This is a genomic window from Ureibacillus thermophilus (genome assembly GCF_004331915.1).
In the GTDB taxonomy this organism is placed as follows: Bacteria; Bacillota; Bacilli; order Bacillales_A; family Planococcaceae; genus Ureibacillus; species Ureibacillus thermophilus.
Genome location: NZ_CP036528.1, coordinates 1,204,313 through 1,218,658, shown reverse-complemented (window position 1 = coordinate 1,218,658; position 14,346 = coordinate 1,204,313). Strand labels below are relative to the sequence as shown.

13 protein-coding genes and 1 pseudogene are annotated in these 14,346 nt (G+C 38.2%); 4 read left to right on the top strand and 10 right to left on the bottom strand.

Features of this window, described 5'->3' with window-relative positions; all coding sequences use genetic code 11:
- Positions 1–47: 47 nt before the first annotated feature.
- The 5 genes from mgtE to DKZ56_RS05945 form a co-directional block, all read right to left on the bottom strand.
- Positions 48–1,421 (bottom strand): magnesium transporter, encoded by a 1,374-nt coding sequence (mgtE, locus tag DKZ56_RS05965; RefSeq protein ID WP_208651827.1) that lies wholly within the window; start codon positions 1,419–1,421, stop codon positions 48–50.
- A gap of 122 nt (positions 1,422–1,543) precedes the next feature.
- Positions 1,544–2,440, bottom strand: coding sequence for an RluA family pseudouridine synthase (locus DKZ56_RS05960; RefSeq protein ID WP_208651826.1), 897 nt, complete (start codon positions 2,438–2,440; stop codon positions 1,544–1,546).
- The gene (locus tag DKZ56_RS05955; RefSeq protein ID WP_208651825.1) at positions 2,440–3,234 is read right to left on the bottom strand and encodes an NAD kinase; all 795 of its coding nucleotides are present in this window, start codon (positions 3,232–3,234) and stop codon (positions 2,440–2,442) included. Before DKZ56_RS05955 ends, DKZ56_RS05960 begins: the two co-directional genes overlap by 1 nt.
- 1 nt (position 3,235) lies before the next feature.
- A complete protein-coding gene (gene yjbM / locus DKZ56_RS05950) occupies positions 3,236–3,901 on the bottom strand; it encodes a GTP diphosphokinase (protein ID WP_208651824.1) in 666 nt (221 codons plus the stop codon).
- A 34-nt stretch (positions 3,902–3,935) separates the two neighbouring features.
- Positions 3,936–4,322 (bottom strand): UPF0738 family protein, encoded by a 387-nt coding sequence (locus tag DKZ56_RS05945; protein ID WP_208651823.1) that lies wholly within the window; start codon positions 4,320–4,322, stop codon positions 3,936–3,938.
- A gap of 102 nt (positions 4,323–4,424) precedes the next feature.
- Between DKZ56_RS05945 and DKZ56_RS05940 the strand changes: the two genes are divergently transcribed.
- The 4 genes from DKZ56_RS05940 to DKZ56_RS05925 all read left to right on the top strand — a co-directional run bounded on the left by DKZ56_RS05940 (position 4,425) and on the right by DKZ56_RS05925 (position 7,115).
- The gene (locus DKZ56_RS05940; RefSeq protein ID WP_208651822.1) at positions 4,425–5,018 is read left to right on the top strand and encodes a CYTH domain-containing protein; all 594 of its coding nucleotides are present in this window, start codon (positions 4,425–4,427) and stop codon (positions 5,016–5,018) included.
- Positions 5,019–5,732, top strand: a complete 714-nt coding sequence (locus DKZ56_RS05935) for a lytic transglycosylase domain-containing protein (protein WP_208651821.1) — start codon at positions 5,019–5,021, stop codon at positions 5,730–5,732. It abuts the gene before it with no gap.
- Positions 5,733–5,892: 160 nt separating this feature from the next.
- Positions 5,893–6,294 (top strand): globin domain-containing protein, encoded by a 402-nt coding sequence (locus DKZ56_RS05930; RefSeq protein WP_208651820.1) that lies wholly within the window; start codon positions 5,893–5,895, stop codon positions 6,292–6,294.
- Positions 6,291–7,115 (top strand): DsbA family protein, encoded by an 825-nt coding sequence (locus DKZ56_RS05925; protein ID WP_208651819.1) that lies wholly within the window; start codon positions 6,291–6,293, stop codon positions 7,113–7,115. The genes DKZ56_RS05930 and DKZ56_RS05925 overlap by 4 nt, the downstream gene beginning before the upstream one ends.
- A gap of 300 nt (positions 7,116–7,415) precedes the next feature.
- On the opposite strand, the pseudogene ltrA reads toward DKZ56_RS05925, so the two are convergent.
- The 5 genes and pseudogenes from ltrA to spxA form a co-directional block, all read right to left on the bottom strand.
- A pseudogene (gene ltrA / locus DKZ56_RS05920) lies at positions 7,416–8,772 on the bottom strand (group II intron reverse transcriptase/maturase).
- A 956-nt stretch (positions 8,773–9,728) separates the two neighbouring features.
- Positions 9,729–11,534 carry an oligoendopeptidase F gene (gene pepF / locus DKZ56_RS05915; protein ID WP_208651818.1) on the bottom strand — a complete coding sequence of 602 codons (1,806 nt, stop codon included), beginning with the start codon at positions 11,532–11,534 and terminating at the stop codon, positions 9,729–9,731.
- Positions 11,535–11,578: 44 nt separating this feature from the next.
- Entirely contained in the window at positions 11,579–12,715 is a 1,137-nt protein-coding gene (locus tag DKZ56_RS05910; RefSeq protein ID WP_208651817.1) for a competence protein CoiA, read from the bottom strand.
- Positions 12,716–12,841: 126 nt separating this feature from the next.
- Positions 12,842–13,483 (bottom strand): adaptor protein MecA, encoded by a 642-nt coding sequence (gene mecA, locus DKZ56_RS05905; protein WP_208651816.1) that lies wholly within the window; start codon positions 13,481–13,483, stop codon positions 12,842–12,844.
- Between the two features lie 373 nt (positions 13,484–13,856).
- Positions 13,857–14,252, bottom strand: a complete 396-nt coding sequence (gene spxA / locus DKZ56_RS05900) for a transcriptional regulator SpxA (protein WP_181733193.1) — start codon at positions 14,250–14,252, stop codon at positions 13,857–13,859.
- Positions 14,253–14,346 lie beyond the last annotated feature (94 nt).

The window sequence follows — 14,346 nt, the reverse complement described above, 5'->3', positions numbered from 1 at the left end:
TAAGAAAAAAATCTGCCCTACGTTTCAAGTAGAGCAGATTTTTTTATTCAAAGTTGGCCAAGCAGCATGGTTGCTAGTCCTAGATAAATTAAAATACTTGTAATGTCGTTTAATGTAGTAATAAATGGACCAGAGGCAACAGCTGGGTCAATGCCTATTTTATGAATGAGAAGCGGGATGAAAGAACCGGCAATGGTTGCAACAAATATTGAACAGCAAATTGCAGTTCCAACAAGCATTCCTATCATAAGGGAATGTTTCCATAAAAATACAACCAATACCACTATTAATCCACAAGCAATGCCTGTAATCAAACCAGTGCCCATTTCCCGGAAGATCATTTTCAATTTGCTTTTTTCATCAATTTCCCCCGTTGCAATCCCTCGGACAACAACCGCCAAGGCTTGTGTGCCGCTATTTCCGCTCGTTCCAGAAATAAGAGGAATAAATAATGCAAGCAATGCAACCTTTTCTAACGTCGCTTCAAACTGTCCCATCAGTGATGCTGTAATCATTCCCAAAAATAACAACATCACAAGCCAAGGCAGACGCTGCTTAGCCGCTTTAAATGGCCCAGCATCAATATCGTCAATATCAGAAATCCCTGCCAATTTGGAATAGTCGTCGCTTGCTTCTTCATCCATAACATCGATGATATCATCAACTGTAATAATCCCTTGCAATACAAGGTCTTCATCCACGACTGGAAAAGCTAAGAAATTATAGTCTTTAAAAATTTGGGCGATTTTTTCTTGGTCATCTGTTACCTTTGCATATACGACCCTTTCGTTCATAATATCGCGAATTAATGTATCTTCTTCGGCAACAATCAGATCTCTTAAAGAGATGACACCTGTTAAACGATGGTTTTCATCGACTACAAAAACATAATAAATCGTTTCCGCATTAGGCGCCTCTCGACGAAGCACATTCATGGCTGAACGCACCGTTGAATTCTCTTGAATGGATACATACTCTGTTGTCATGAGGGAGCCGGCAGTATATTTTTCATACCCCATCAATTCGGTAATTTCTTCCGCCATTTCCTCATCCATTAATTCAAGAAAACTGTCCCGATCATCTTCGTCCAGCTCAGTTAATACGTCCACTACGTCATCTGTATACATATAAGACAGCATTTTCGCTGCATAATTCGGATCCATTTCTTTAATAAAATATTCAATTTCTTCGTCGTCAAGTTCAATGGCTTCATAAATTTCCGCCATTTCCTCGGGAGACAAAAAATGATACATAATCTTGCGTATGTCAGGTCCAACCTTTACATAAAATTTTGCTTGATCATACGCATGCATGGATAAAAAATCTTTACGGAATTCATCAATATTTTCATCAATTAACCATCGGATTAATTGATCTTCATCAAAAGAAACATCCCGTCTTTCATCTTTTTCTTCGATCATTTTGTCCCCCTCCTCTCAAGCCTCAATTCAATAATAGGTTGCAATTTTCCTTGCGACAATAGAATTTTTTATGAAAATCTTTTTTTATAAAAAATTAAAAGATGCTCGAAAACTTCGAACATCTAATTATGGATTATTTTTTTCATTGATTCAACTATTTCACTTGTAAAAATAATTTTTTCTCTAGTGAACGGATGGAAAAATTCCAAACGGACACAATGGAGGGCTTGACGATCGTACAATTCTTTACTTCCTCCATAAAGATCATCGCCGATAAGCGGGTGCCCGATATGGGACATATGAACTCGGATTTGATGGGTTCTCCCTGTATGCAATTTTATCCGAACATGGGAGAGCGGCTCTTTTTGATAAAGGAAATGTTTTAACACTTTCACTTCCGTGTGAGCAAACTGGCCATCTTCTCTTACTTCCCTTTCAATGATGCTAGAACTTTTGCGGGCAATAGGAAGTATGATGGAAACATCCGTTGAGATATGCCCATGTACAATCGCTTCATATTCCTTTTTCACCAGCCCTTGTTCGAGCTGTAAACTCATTAGATGGTGAATATGCCGGTGTTTGGCGATGCATACAAGGCCGGAAGTATCCCGATCTAATCTTGTAACGACATGAATGGTGGAATCAATCCCTCGTTCTTTGAAATAACCGTACACAAAATTAGCAATGCTACCTGTCGGATGTTCCCGTGATGGAATAGTATTCATAAACGGCGGTTTATCGATGATTAACAAGGCCTCATCTTCATAAACGATGTTCATTTCTCCATGCTCCGGCTGAAGATGTTCGCTCGCCTGTTCTTCTGGAAAAATGATCGTTATTTCATCTCCTTTTGAAAGGATGTGCCGCACATTTTTTTCTTCGCCATTGACTAAAATCTTTCCGCCGCGATATTTAATGTCTGTTAACGCTCTGCTGGAAATTTCCTGCTTATAAATCGCCTCTCTTAGCAACTCTCCGTCTTCCATAGCTTGAAATTGCAATTTAAACGTCATCTGCATCACTCGCTCGCAATGAAGGAATCATGAACCCTTTCCCAGAACGGAAACGGACGGAATCTGGCAAATCGCACTTTCTCTTTCGCCACTTTAAAAACGACATGATCCAATTCCGTATGATCTAATTGGAGATGGTCAACAGTCATCGTAAACATTTGATGTTTGACCGGCTTCAGTTTGCATGTGTGATGAGCAGGTAAGACGAGAGGGGAGCCGATTGTACGGAATACCCGGTTGTTGATGGATGCCATTTCCGTCAATTGAATTGCATGCAAAGTTGGATGGATGATGGCACCGCCCAGCGCTTTATTATAAGCGGTGCTTCCCGATGGAGTGGAAATGCATAAACCGTCGCCGCGGAAACGCTCAAAATGGCGATCGTTTAAATAAACATCCATCACAAGGGTCACACTTGGCGATTTAATCGTTGCTTCATTCAGCGCTAGATATGTGCTGATTTCAGATTGGCTATTGCACACAGTCACTTCTAAAAGCGGATATTCAACGACTCGATATTGATTTTTTGCAATGCATAACACTAACTTTTCCAGTTCAGATGGCTTCCAGTCGGCATAAAACCCTAAATGTCCTGTATGAATCCCTACAAACGCCACTCTATCCAAGCGATTGGTATGGTTGTGGAAAGCATGTAAAAGGGTGCCATCCCCACCAATGGATATTACAATATCCGGTTCATTTTCATCCAAAATTAAGCCAAAATCTTGCAGATAATTCGTTGCCAATTCTTTTAATTCATTTGACTGTGAATCATTGCGTGATTGAATGGAAAACTTCAAACTATTCACGCTCCTTTTCCTCTCGGATCTTTGGATTTTGCGCTTCCTTGATTTCGCTAAAAAAAGCTTGGGCTTCCTGAATTTCATGTCTGATGGATGACATTTCTTCATCTAGTTGAAAAGCAGCTTCGGCGGCGCGTTTCAAACGCAATTTTATTTCTTCTGGGAAATCGCCCTTATATTTATAATTTAAAGAATGTTCGATTGATGCCCAAAAATTCATAGCCAATGTACGAATTTGAATTTCTACAAGCACCGTTTTTTTGCCTTTTACCGTTTCCACCGGATATTCAGCAATCATATGATAAGAGCGGTAGCCGCTTGGTTTTTTATTCGTAATATAATCCTTTTCTTCGATGATTTTTAAATCATCCCTCTGGCGAATTAAATTAACGACCGTGGCTATATCATCAACAAACTGGCACATAATGCGGATGCCTGCGATATCTTGAAGCACTCTTGCCAATTCATCGGAAGGCTCGAAAGGAATTCCCTTTTCAACGCTTTTATCGTAAATGCTTGCCAACGGTTTTACCCGGCCAGTGACAAATTCAATGGGTGATGTCATCCCTTCTGTCGTAAATTGGGACCGCATTCCGCGCAATTTTACTTTTAACTCGTCTACTGCTTGTTTATAAGGCTCTAAAAAACGTTCCCATTGCCCCATTTAAGATCCCCCCCAATGCTCAATCCAAAACGATTTATTGCTCCAATATTTCTTTGAAAGTTTCTTCTACAGCTTGCACAAAGGCTTCTCCGTAATTGCCGTTTCCTTGAATGTTAAAAACGAGCATTTCTAATTCATTTGCGAAATTATGTAATAAAATGGATTCACCATTATTGAATCTTAATAAAGGATCCTTTTTTGTTTTTAAAATCATTACAAGGGCGCTCCAAACTTTTTTTGGAAATTGCAAATAGCCATATTCATTGCCTTCATCCACCACGTAGATAAATGCAATAGAATCGGAATCTGTCAACACTTGTCCAGCTGGCTGAATTTGTATTTCCCCATGACTTTCGTTTAAACTAAAATAAAGATCGCCATCTTCAAAACGAAAATCATCGATTATAAATACATTGCGCATTGATAACAATCCTTTCCAACTATTTCTTCTCATATTTTAACATAGCAACAACTTTTTTCGATAAAAAGCTTTCGAAAATCCAATAATGAAAGGAACAATCGAATGAGCCAAGAATACGAAATTGAATTTAAAAATGTTTTAACGAAGAAACAATATGAACAATTATTGGAAGAATTCAATATTGAACCCCACCAAATCCACAGGCAAGTGAACCATTATTTTGATACAAAAGAATGGCACTTAAAAAAATTATCAAGCGCTCTTCGCATACGGCAACAAAATCAAAAAATTGTATGCACTTTAAAGGAGCAAAGGGATGAACACATCCACCTGGAAACAACGGATGTTTTAACGGAACAACAAAGGGATGAAATGCTTGCAGGAAAAGGTTTTGCAGCCCCTTCCGTCAAGGAGCGGCTTATCCAATTACAGGTGCCAATCGAAGAATTAAGACTCTTTGGAACCTTAACGACTGATCGGGTGGAGGTTCCATATCAAGATGGAATTCTTGTATTTGATCACTCCTTCTATTTGCACTGCGACGATTATGAGGTAGAATATGAAACAAAAGATTCCTCTCTAGGGAGAGAACAATTTTTATCCTTCTTAAAAGAACGAAACATTAACATCCAAACGGCTGATAAAAAAATCGCACGCTTTATGAAAGCTTTCCAAGAGAGAAAGGGGGAACAGTGAATGGAAGCTGCAATTATGAAAACCATCTTAGAAATTGATGCGCTGCGTTCTCTTGACAGCTCTTCCGTCAATTCATCAAGCGGAGACAGTTTATTTGCAGAAATTTTGACCGACATTTTGTCCCAATCGGAAATAAGCGGCAATTCGAAAGAAGCCATTTTAGAAGCGATTGACGACTTTTCAACAACAAACGGATTAGATGATGACGTAAAAAATTACTTATCCAATTATTTATTATCAAATCCAAATCATTACATAACAAAAGCCTACGAAAAACTTTTTAACAATGATTCATCCACAGCTGAAACCGCCGGAACCATTTCAACGAATAGCAACTATCTTGATATTGTAAAAAAAGCTTCTGCCAAATATGGCGTTCCGGAAAAATTGATTCTTGCTGTGATTAAACAGGAGTCCAATTTCAACCCAAATGCGGTAAGTTCTGCTGGGGCTACAGGGCTGATGCAGCTTATGCCTGGCACCGCGAAATATTTAGGAGTTACCAATTTAACAGACCCTGAACAAAATATTATGGGCGGGACAAAATATTTGCGCCAAATGCTTGATCAATTTAACGATGATGTGGAATTGGCTTTAGCTGCTTATAATGCAGGTCCAGGAAATGTAAAAAAATATGGAGGCATTCCACCATTTAAAGAAACTCAAAACTATGTAAAGAAAGTTCTCAATTACTATAGAAACTTAGTAACTTGATTTATTTTTTAGATTTCTCCTAATTTATCATTACTTGCTTTAAGCGATTTGTTTGAGAAAATGCCTTGTCGTTGTTAGAATGTTTAATATCAAAGAAAGGTCTTCATATTTCGCTCACAATTTCGCATATGCGGAAAAGTGGATAAAGGAGTTTACACCGATGAATCAAAAATACAAGATTCCTTATGAGGAAATTGGTGCTGAAAAGTTAAAAGAACTGATTCACGCTTTTTATAAACGGGTTGACAAACATCCATTACTCCGCCCTTTATTTCCTGAGGATTTAACAGAAACGATCCGCAAACAAATTCAATTTCAAACACAATATCTAGGCGGACCGAATTTATATACGCAGGAACATGGTCATCCGATGATGAAAGCAAGGCATATGCGGTTTAAAATTACGCCCGATCATGCGCAGGCTTGGTTGGAATGCATGAGTGAAGCGATGGATGAAGTTGGACTGGAAGGACCATTTCGTGAACAATATTTTAAACGTCTTGTGTTAACAGCGCATCATATGATTAATTCTCCGAACGAGGATGAGGGGGGATTCGATTGAATAATATCCAGCTTTTGTCAGAACCTGTAGCATCCGAGAAAACGACAAAACCAATTGAATTATACATTTTTATTGACCCGCTTTGTCCAAATGCCTTCAAATTGCAGTCGATGTTAAAAAAGCTTCAATTGGAATATGAACATTATTTCACTTGGAGATATGTACTAAGCACACAATTAACAACTTTAAATTGTGTGACTCGGCGCATTAAAGGGTGCTTGACAGGTGCTGATGTGGATATTACTCATCCTGCCTTACCCTCACTTGCCATCAAAGCAGCTGAATTGCAAGGAAAAAAAGCTGCCTATCGATACATTCGCAAGCTTCAGGAACATGCATTACTGGAAACAAAAAATGTTCATTCCTATACCGCTTTAATTGAAATTGCAAAGGAAGCAAAGTTAGACCAAGAAGAATTTATTAAAGATTTCGGTTCTAAAGAAGCGGTGCGCGCCTTTCAATGCGATCTCTACATTACAAGAGAAATGGAAATTGATGAAGTTCCAAGCATTGTGTTCTTTAATGAATGCATTGAAGATGAAGGATTAAAAGTCAGTGGAATGTATTCCTATGAAATTTATGTACAAATCTTGCAAGAAATGTTGGATGAAGAAATTGTAAGCAAACCGTTGCCAACTTTTGAAGAACTATTCCAACGTTTTCAATGTTTAACAACCTATGAGGTGGCAAGCATTTATTCAATATCCATGAATGATGCAGAGAGAGAATTGAAAAAACGAATGCTTCAGCAAAAAATTGAACGCATTTCCAACAATGCTGTTACCTTCTGGAGGCTCAAGCAATCGTCCTATTCATTCTAGCAGTCGTTCACCATTATTTGATAATAATAGAATCTTTCCAAGGGGGCGTCTGAAAAGTCATTTCAAGACGCCCCCTTTGCGTCGAGAATGTGCGTTTTGTAACCACCGCAGGGAAAGTTTTTAAGAGAATATTACTATAAGAAGTAAGGCTGTTCAGAAAGTCGAACACTTTCTGGATAGCCCTTTTTTATCATGAGAATCTTTTAAACGATGAAGTAAAATCGAGTAGGAGGGAGCGATTAACTCCCGTCCTCTCACACCACCGTACGTACGGTTCCGTATACGGCGGTTCAATTAAGATCATTGACGCAAGTTTTCATAACGAGCTTCAAGACTTTTCAGCCCTTGGTTTCTCCAATAGGAGTTACCAAGGGTTCTGTGTAATATTGGACTATTTGAAATACGCCAATAACTCTTCCGAGTATTTCCCCATTCATACGCTTGCCATTGTGGTACGCCAAGTTGAATAAGGTTGCGTATCTTTGTTTTCGGTTTCTTCCAGTTCTTCCATAGGCACATTCGAAGTCTTCTACGAATCCATTTATCTAATTCAAGGAATATAGATTTGGTGTCTGCTAACGCAAAATATCCACACCATCCCATTAGATATTGATTCAGTTTCTGAATGCGGTATTCCATCGGGTAGGGCATCTTGCGTGATGTGATTTCACGAACTTTATTCTTCATTCGTTTAAGGCTTTCTTTTGCGATACGAACCTTTGGCTCTTTATGATAGGTAAAGCTAAATCCTAGAAACTTACGTTTCCATGGACGGTCGACCGCTGATTTCTTTTCATTTACTTTCAGTCGTAGTTTTCCTTCAATAAATCGCTGGATACTTGCCAAATCCTAGAAACTTACGTTTCCATGGACGGTCGACCGCTGATTTCTTTTCATTTACTTTCAGTCGTAGTTTTCCTTCAATAAATCGCTGGATACTTGCCATTGTGCGAAGTCCTGCTCGTTTACTTTTCACGTAAATGTTACAGTCATCCGCATATCGAACGAATTTGTGTCCTCTTCTTTCCAATTCTTTATCTAGTTCATCTAGTACAATGTTAGATAGTAGCGGACTTAATGGTCCTCCTTGTGGAGTTCCTTCTAATGTGCTTGACACCACACCATTAATCATGACTCCCGATTGTAAATACTTACGAATCAATTTCAGTAATGGTTTATCTTGGATTCTCTTCGCGAGTGTACCCATTAATCTGTCATGGTTGACCTTATCAAAGAATTTCTCCAAGTCCATATCTACAACCCATCGATGTCCATCTCTTATATATTCTTTCGCTTTCCTCACCGCATCATGGGCACTTCGGTTTGGTCTAAATCCGTAGCTGTTTTCAGAGAATGTAGGGTCATACACTTTTGAAAGTACTTGGGCGATTGCTTGTTGAATCAAACGGTCTGTTACGGTAGGGATTCCTAGTAAACGAACACCGCCGTCAGGTTTCGGGATTTCGACTCTGCGGACTGGCATTGGTTCATAAGTTCCCTTGAGAATTGCCTCCTTAATAGATAGCCAGTTTTCGACTATGTGCTGTCGTAGGTTTTGTACGGGCATCATATCTACTCCGTGGCTTCCTTTATTCTGTTCTACACGTTTTAGTGCTTGAAGCATGTTCTCCCGTGACAGGATTTGATTCAAAAGCATCGTTATTCTCCTTCCGTGAATAGCTGTTCTCTTTATGCCAGTGGTCACTCCACCCTCCAAGAGGTCCCCCACGGGATTCACCGCTTCCTTCCTCAAGTGAGGTACTACGTTTTCTGTGTTCATCATGACTCACTGAATGCCAAGGGCTATTCTCTCTTAATTGTTCGGTCCTTCTTAGTAGTTCTAAACCAACTAATACTATGACCTCTGCTGACTTCTGACGGTTCAGCTACTTATCACTAAGTAGGTTATGAAGCGTACTTCACCTATCCGCCAGACCTCCCCGGGTAAGAATGTAATCTTTCCTTCCATCTATCTGCTTCATTTACTCTGTACCACCTTTGGCAGAAAGGACTTTGTTTTGTTTAGCAAACTCATCCAATGATACCTAGCCTTATATGAAGTTCGTGTTCCTCAGACCGGAAGTTTGCCGCTCGCTTCCTTCAGATTCCGCGTCACCACGGACACCCTTGCGTTAAGCTAACTGTTACTTCTGCCTTCACAGTTCAGGACTTACACCCTATAGATTACACCCATGCCAGGCGCACTAATGTAAAAGAGGCATTTGCCAGTTGCAAATGCCTCTTTACACAAAGGGGATGGGAGAAATGTTCACGTTCAAACAAAGGGGTGTATGTTTGATATGTGATTTATTTCACGTTTTATAATTTATCATGGAATAATAATTTGTGCAATAGATATGTATCGAAATTCACAAATTCGACATATTGTAAACACTTTCATCCATCTTTCGAAAAATACAGAAATATTAAGCAAAAATGACCTATACTTTGGAGTTTATTCCCTTCAAATTTCGTTCACAATCTATAAAATCGCTAACCTAAAATTATTATATTTTTAAAATATTAACAAAAGAAAAAAATGCTTCAAAAGAGAAGACCATTTCCTTTTGAAGCATTTTCACTAAGCGCATGATGTGAAATCTGGAAAAATCACTATTTTAATAACAGAGACTCTAATTCATTCAATTTTTCCTCAAACGCTTGGCAAGCTTGGGCAATTGGTTCCCTTGATTCCATGTCTACCCCTGCTTTTCTCAATACTTCAATTGGGAAGTCGGAGCATCCAGCTTTTAAGAAATTGTTGATATAGCGGTCCACTGCCGATTTTCCTTCTTCTAAAATTTGTCGGCTTAATGCAACCGCTGCACTTTGCCCTGTTGCATATTGATATACGTAGTAATTGTAATAGAAGTGTGGAATTCTTGCCCATTCTAAGCCGATTTCCTCATCCACTGTCATTTCTTCACCGAAGTATTGTTTATTCAAATCATAATAAATTTCTGTTAACCGTTCAGCTGTGATGGCTTCCCCGTTTCGGTCCATTTCGTGAATCATGTGCTCAAATTCCGCAAACATGGTTTGACGGAATACGGTGCTTCTGAAGCTGTCCAGCCAATGGTTGAGCAAGTAAAGTTTCATTTGTTTATCATCGGTTGTTTTCAATAAATAATCAAACAGCAATTCTTCGTTGCAAGTCGATGCCACTTCCGCAACGAAAATGGAGTAATCCGCATAAGGATATGGCTGGTTTTTGCGCGTATAGTAACTGTGCATACTGTGTCCAAATTCGTGGGCTAATGTGAATAAGTTGTCGATATTGTTTTGCCAGTTCATTAAAACATATGGATTCGTTCCATAAGCACCTGAAGAATAGGCGCCGCTCCGTTTTCCTTTGTTCTCCATCACATCGACCCAGCGGCTGTCCAAACCTTTCTGCACAATCGATTGATATTCTTCACCTAATGGAGCAAAGCTTTTTACCATAATATCTTTTGCCTTTTCGTATGGCATATCAATTTTTACTTTTTTCACAAGAGGAACAAACAGGTCGTACATATGCAATTCGTCAAGTTCCAACACTTTTTTGCGAACCTTTACATAGCGGTGAAGGGCTGGCAAATATTCATGAATCGTTTCAATCAATTGATCGTACACTTTTTCAGGAATATTATTGCTGCTAAGCGCACGATGACGGGCAGAATTGTAGTTGCGGATTCGTGCATACACATTGTGCGCTTTCACATTGCCTGCCAAAGTGGATGCAAAGGTGTTAATGAATTTGCCGTAAGTATCATACATCGCTTTAAAGGCATTTTTTCTTACTTCCCGGTTTTCGCTTTCTAAAAATGTGATGTAGTTTCCATGGGTAAGCTGCACTTCTTCGCCTTCATCATTTTTTAAAACCGGAAACTCTAAATCCGCATTGTTTAAAGCGCTGAATGTTGTACCTGGAGAGCTTGTTACTTCGGAAAATTGGGCTAAAATCGCTTCTTTATCCGCCGATAACACATGCGGACGCTGCAAGTTTAATTCTTTAAACATTTGCGTATAAAGGCGCAATGGTTCATATTCATCCAAATATTGCTGAATTTGTTCTTCCGATAAAGTTAAAATTTCAGGTGTTAAAAAAGACCATGCTGCATTGATTTTTGCACCTAGCGAACGCGCGCGGCTTTCCATCGCTTGATATTTGCTTTTCGTTGTATCTTCATCATGTTTTAAATGGCTATAAACGTAAAGCTTACCAAAGCGTTCTGAAATTTTATCGCTGAATTGTAATGTTTCATATAAAGCTTTTGCGCTTTCTGTCGCTTTCCCTTTATGTTTTTCTGCTTCTTGAATTAATTGTTCAAGCTCTTTAAACTCTTCTTCCCATGCCTCGTCTGAAGGGAAAATCGTAGTTAAATCCCATGTCAGTTCCACAGGCACTTCTTCACGTGTAATTAGTTTTTTTGCCATAGCAATGCCCCCGTAATAATAAATTTTTTATCATCCATATTTTCTCAATATTTAACTTCTGTTGCAAGAAATTGCCTATATAGCAAATCTTTCAGATGACTATCATGCACTGAACTTTTTGCATTCTCTATTCCCAATGCCTTCAGAAGGTTTGCGTATCGAAGGACCAACTGAAGGATTTCACGGCTGCATTCTCGATTAGACCACCGGAGAAATTCAGCAACCGTCTGTTCATTCACCGCATTTACTCTGATGCCGCATAAATGAAGAAAATACAAAAGTTCCGTTTGCCACTCAACGGCGCACTCTTTCATCACTTCGCTGCCGAACACCGGAACTCGAAGAAAATTGGGTAGTTCTTGAAAATTTAAGCGAAGTTCATAAAGGCTTCTCAAAAATAAATCATTGACACCTTTGCGGCTAAGTAAAACCTTTCTTTGTAAAATTTCTTTTATAAATTGATGGTATGCTTTATATATAAAGGAAAATTCATCGGTTGTTAAAGGCTTGGGTTGATAAAATGGAAAATGCTGTTGAAGCAAAGGAATTTGGCTAATTTTGGAGATAAAACTGATTCCATTTAAATGAAGGAGATTGGAGAAATAATAAAACTGTTTAGTTGAAGGATGATAGGTCATGATATATCTAGGCTGATTTTGACCATTCCTGAAAAGTTGGAGCTGATGGGAAACGGTGATTTTTTGAAAGCGGGATTGTTGTACTTTTTGAATGGGTGTTAAAGGAATCCAAATGGGAACAATTTCTTTTTGCACATACCCCTGATTTCGTTCTATAAAACGCTCGCCATTAATGGAGCTGCATTGGAATTCAATTGCATAAGCCGTATTATTTTTCACAATTAATAAATCGGGACGTTGTTGTATATCTTTTAGATACGGCTCAAGTTCAACAAAAAGTTGTAGGGTTTTAAACAGCTCATATAACTGCTGTTTTCCTTGCAAATGTTGGAAGGTCTCTCCTTCTGAAAATCGGGATTCACACTGGCTTTTTGAATAGTGGGCAAAATGAGGCATTTTAATGGTCCCCAGTTTCATTTGAAGCGGTTCGCCGCATTGAGGGCAAAAAAATGTTTTCTCTTCTTTCAAACGTCTTAATTCTGCATGAGAAAGATTAGAATGAAGCACAAATAGTTCTTGTTTCTCCGTCAATGCAACAAGCACAAAACCCCCCCTTTTCTACCATTTTATGTAACCATATTGATAGCTGCAAGAGGGGATTGGAAAGTTTTTTTTTTGAGGGGAAAAAGATAGGCAAAAATAAAAAAAGTGCCTTAAATTAGGCACAATTTAATCAAAATAATGAACGATTGTTTCGAAGCAATCTTCTTCCATAATCGTTGTTCCATATTCTTGCAAACGATAAATCGTCATTTTGGAACTTGTTAAAAACTCATTTAATATTGAGCGGATGTTTTGGCGAGTTGCACTATCATTCACGCCCGAAAAATCAATGGCAATGTAGTAATCATTTTCATATTTATATAAAGAGCTGTTTAACCCGTATTCAACTAGTCGATTGGCTACTGGTACAATTTCATCAATATCCTTGAATTTATATATAGACATATTTGTAATTCCTTCATGGTTTAGCACATCATCTTCATCGAAGGGATTGAATGGGTCTTTATTTCCGATGGTTGCTTCATGTTCTTCAAAATTTGAGAAGAGAGAGTTTGGATCGGAATCCGTTGCATTGGCACGTGTCACAATCACTTCCAGCCCTTGTTCAGAGGCATTCACGTGAATCCAAATAGGCCCATCTAAATCAAAATATTCTTCTGTATTGATTTCACCAATCATATCCCAAAACAATTCTTCGCCTTTTGCTCTGTTATACCAAATTTCTTCACGGCTGTAACCGCGATCCTCTATATCACGATATGTGATAAAGAGCTTGATTGTATTTTCATTTACGCGTTCGATGTCCATGAGACTTCAACTCCCTTCACAGTCATTGGTTGAAAACCCGAAAGCGTGTATTTAGTATGTTTGAATCGGAGCCAAATTACACCCCAATTCGAAAGTGCCTTTCCCCTTATTCTTTCCATCGGTATACAGAACAAAACGCTTATATCATTATATGTCTTATTCTATGATTCTATTGTATGATGGACATATAGAAAATGAAAAGGAAAAAGCCCCTTCAAATAAAATTATTTGAATTATTGAAAATTGTAGATGACAACCTCAATTAAATCAAGTATTAAGTAAAAAAAGATGAAATTTCTTAGAAAATAAAAAAAGTGTAAACAAGTCAAGCAAAGTTGACTGCATTTACACTTTTCCAGGAAACTTTTTATGATTAATTGACCATTTTTTGTGCTTCCATCAACTGATAAGCGCGAACTTTTCTTGGCAAGAATCGGCGGATTTCATCTTCATTAAAACCAACTTGAAGACGTTTTTCATCTAAAATAATTGGTCTACGGAGAAGTCCAGGATGTTCTTGAATTAATTCATATAATTTTTGTAAAGGTAAACTTTCTACATCAATATTTAATTTTTGGAATACTTTAGAGCGGGTTGAAATAATTTCGTCTGTTCCGTCCTCTGTCATTCGTAAAATTTCTTTAATTTCGCTGATTGTAAGTGGTTCAGAAAAAATGTTTCTTTCTCTATAAGGAATATCATGCTCTTCTAGCCAAGCTTTTGCTTTTCTGCATGATGTACAACTTGGTGATGTATATAATGTTACAATCATTGTTACACTTCCCTTCTATTTGATCTTCATATATAGCATCAATGTGCAAAATAGGCACCTGCGTCAATCTTTCTTAATTTATAATTAGTAT

What these genes read in the sequence shown, in the direction of transcription:
- mgtE (WP_208651827.1), bottom strand. Translation starts at nt 1,421, where the DNA reads ATGATCGAAGAAAAAGATGAAAGACGGGATGTTTCTTTTGATGAAGAT.
- DKZ56_RS05960 (WP_208651826.1), bottom strand. Translation starts at nt 2,440, where the DNA reads ATGCAGATGACGTTTAAATTGCAATTTCAAGCTATGGAAGACGGAGAG.
- yjbM (WP_208651824.1), bottom strand. Translation starts at nt 3,901, where the DNA reads ATGGGGCAATGGGAACGTTTTTTAGAGCCTTATAAACAAGCAGTAGAC.
- DKZ56_RS05945 (WP_208651823.1), bottom strand. Translation starts at nt 4,322, where the DNA reads ATGCGCAATGTATTTATAATCGATGATTTTCGTTTTGAAGATGGCGAT.
- DKZ56_RS05940 (WP_208651822.1), top strand. Translation starts at nt 4,425, where the DNA reads ATGAGCCAAGAATACGAAATTGAATTTAAAAATGTTTTAACGAAGAAA.
- DKZ56_RS05935 (WP_208651821.1), top strand. Translation starts at nt 5,019, where the DNA reads ATGGAAGCTGCAATTATGAAAACCATCTTAGAAATTGATGCGCTGCGT.
- DKZ56_RS05930 (WP_208651820.1), top strand. Translation starts at nt 5,893, where the DNA reads ATGAATCAAAAATACAAGATTCCTTATGAGGAAATTGGTGCTGAAAAG.
- pepF (WP_208651818.1), bottom strand. Translation starts at nt 11,534, where the DNA reads ATGGCAAAAAAACTAATTACACGTGAAGAAGTGCCTGTGGAACTGACA.
- mecA (WP_208651816.1), bottom strand. Translation starts at nt 13,483, where the DNA reads ATGGACATCGAACGCGTAAATGAAAATACAATCAAGCTCTTTATCACA.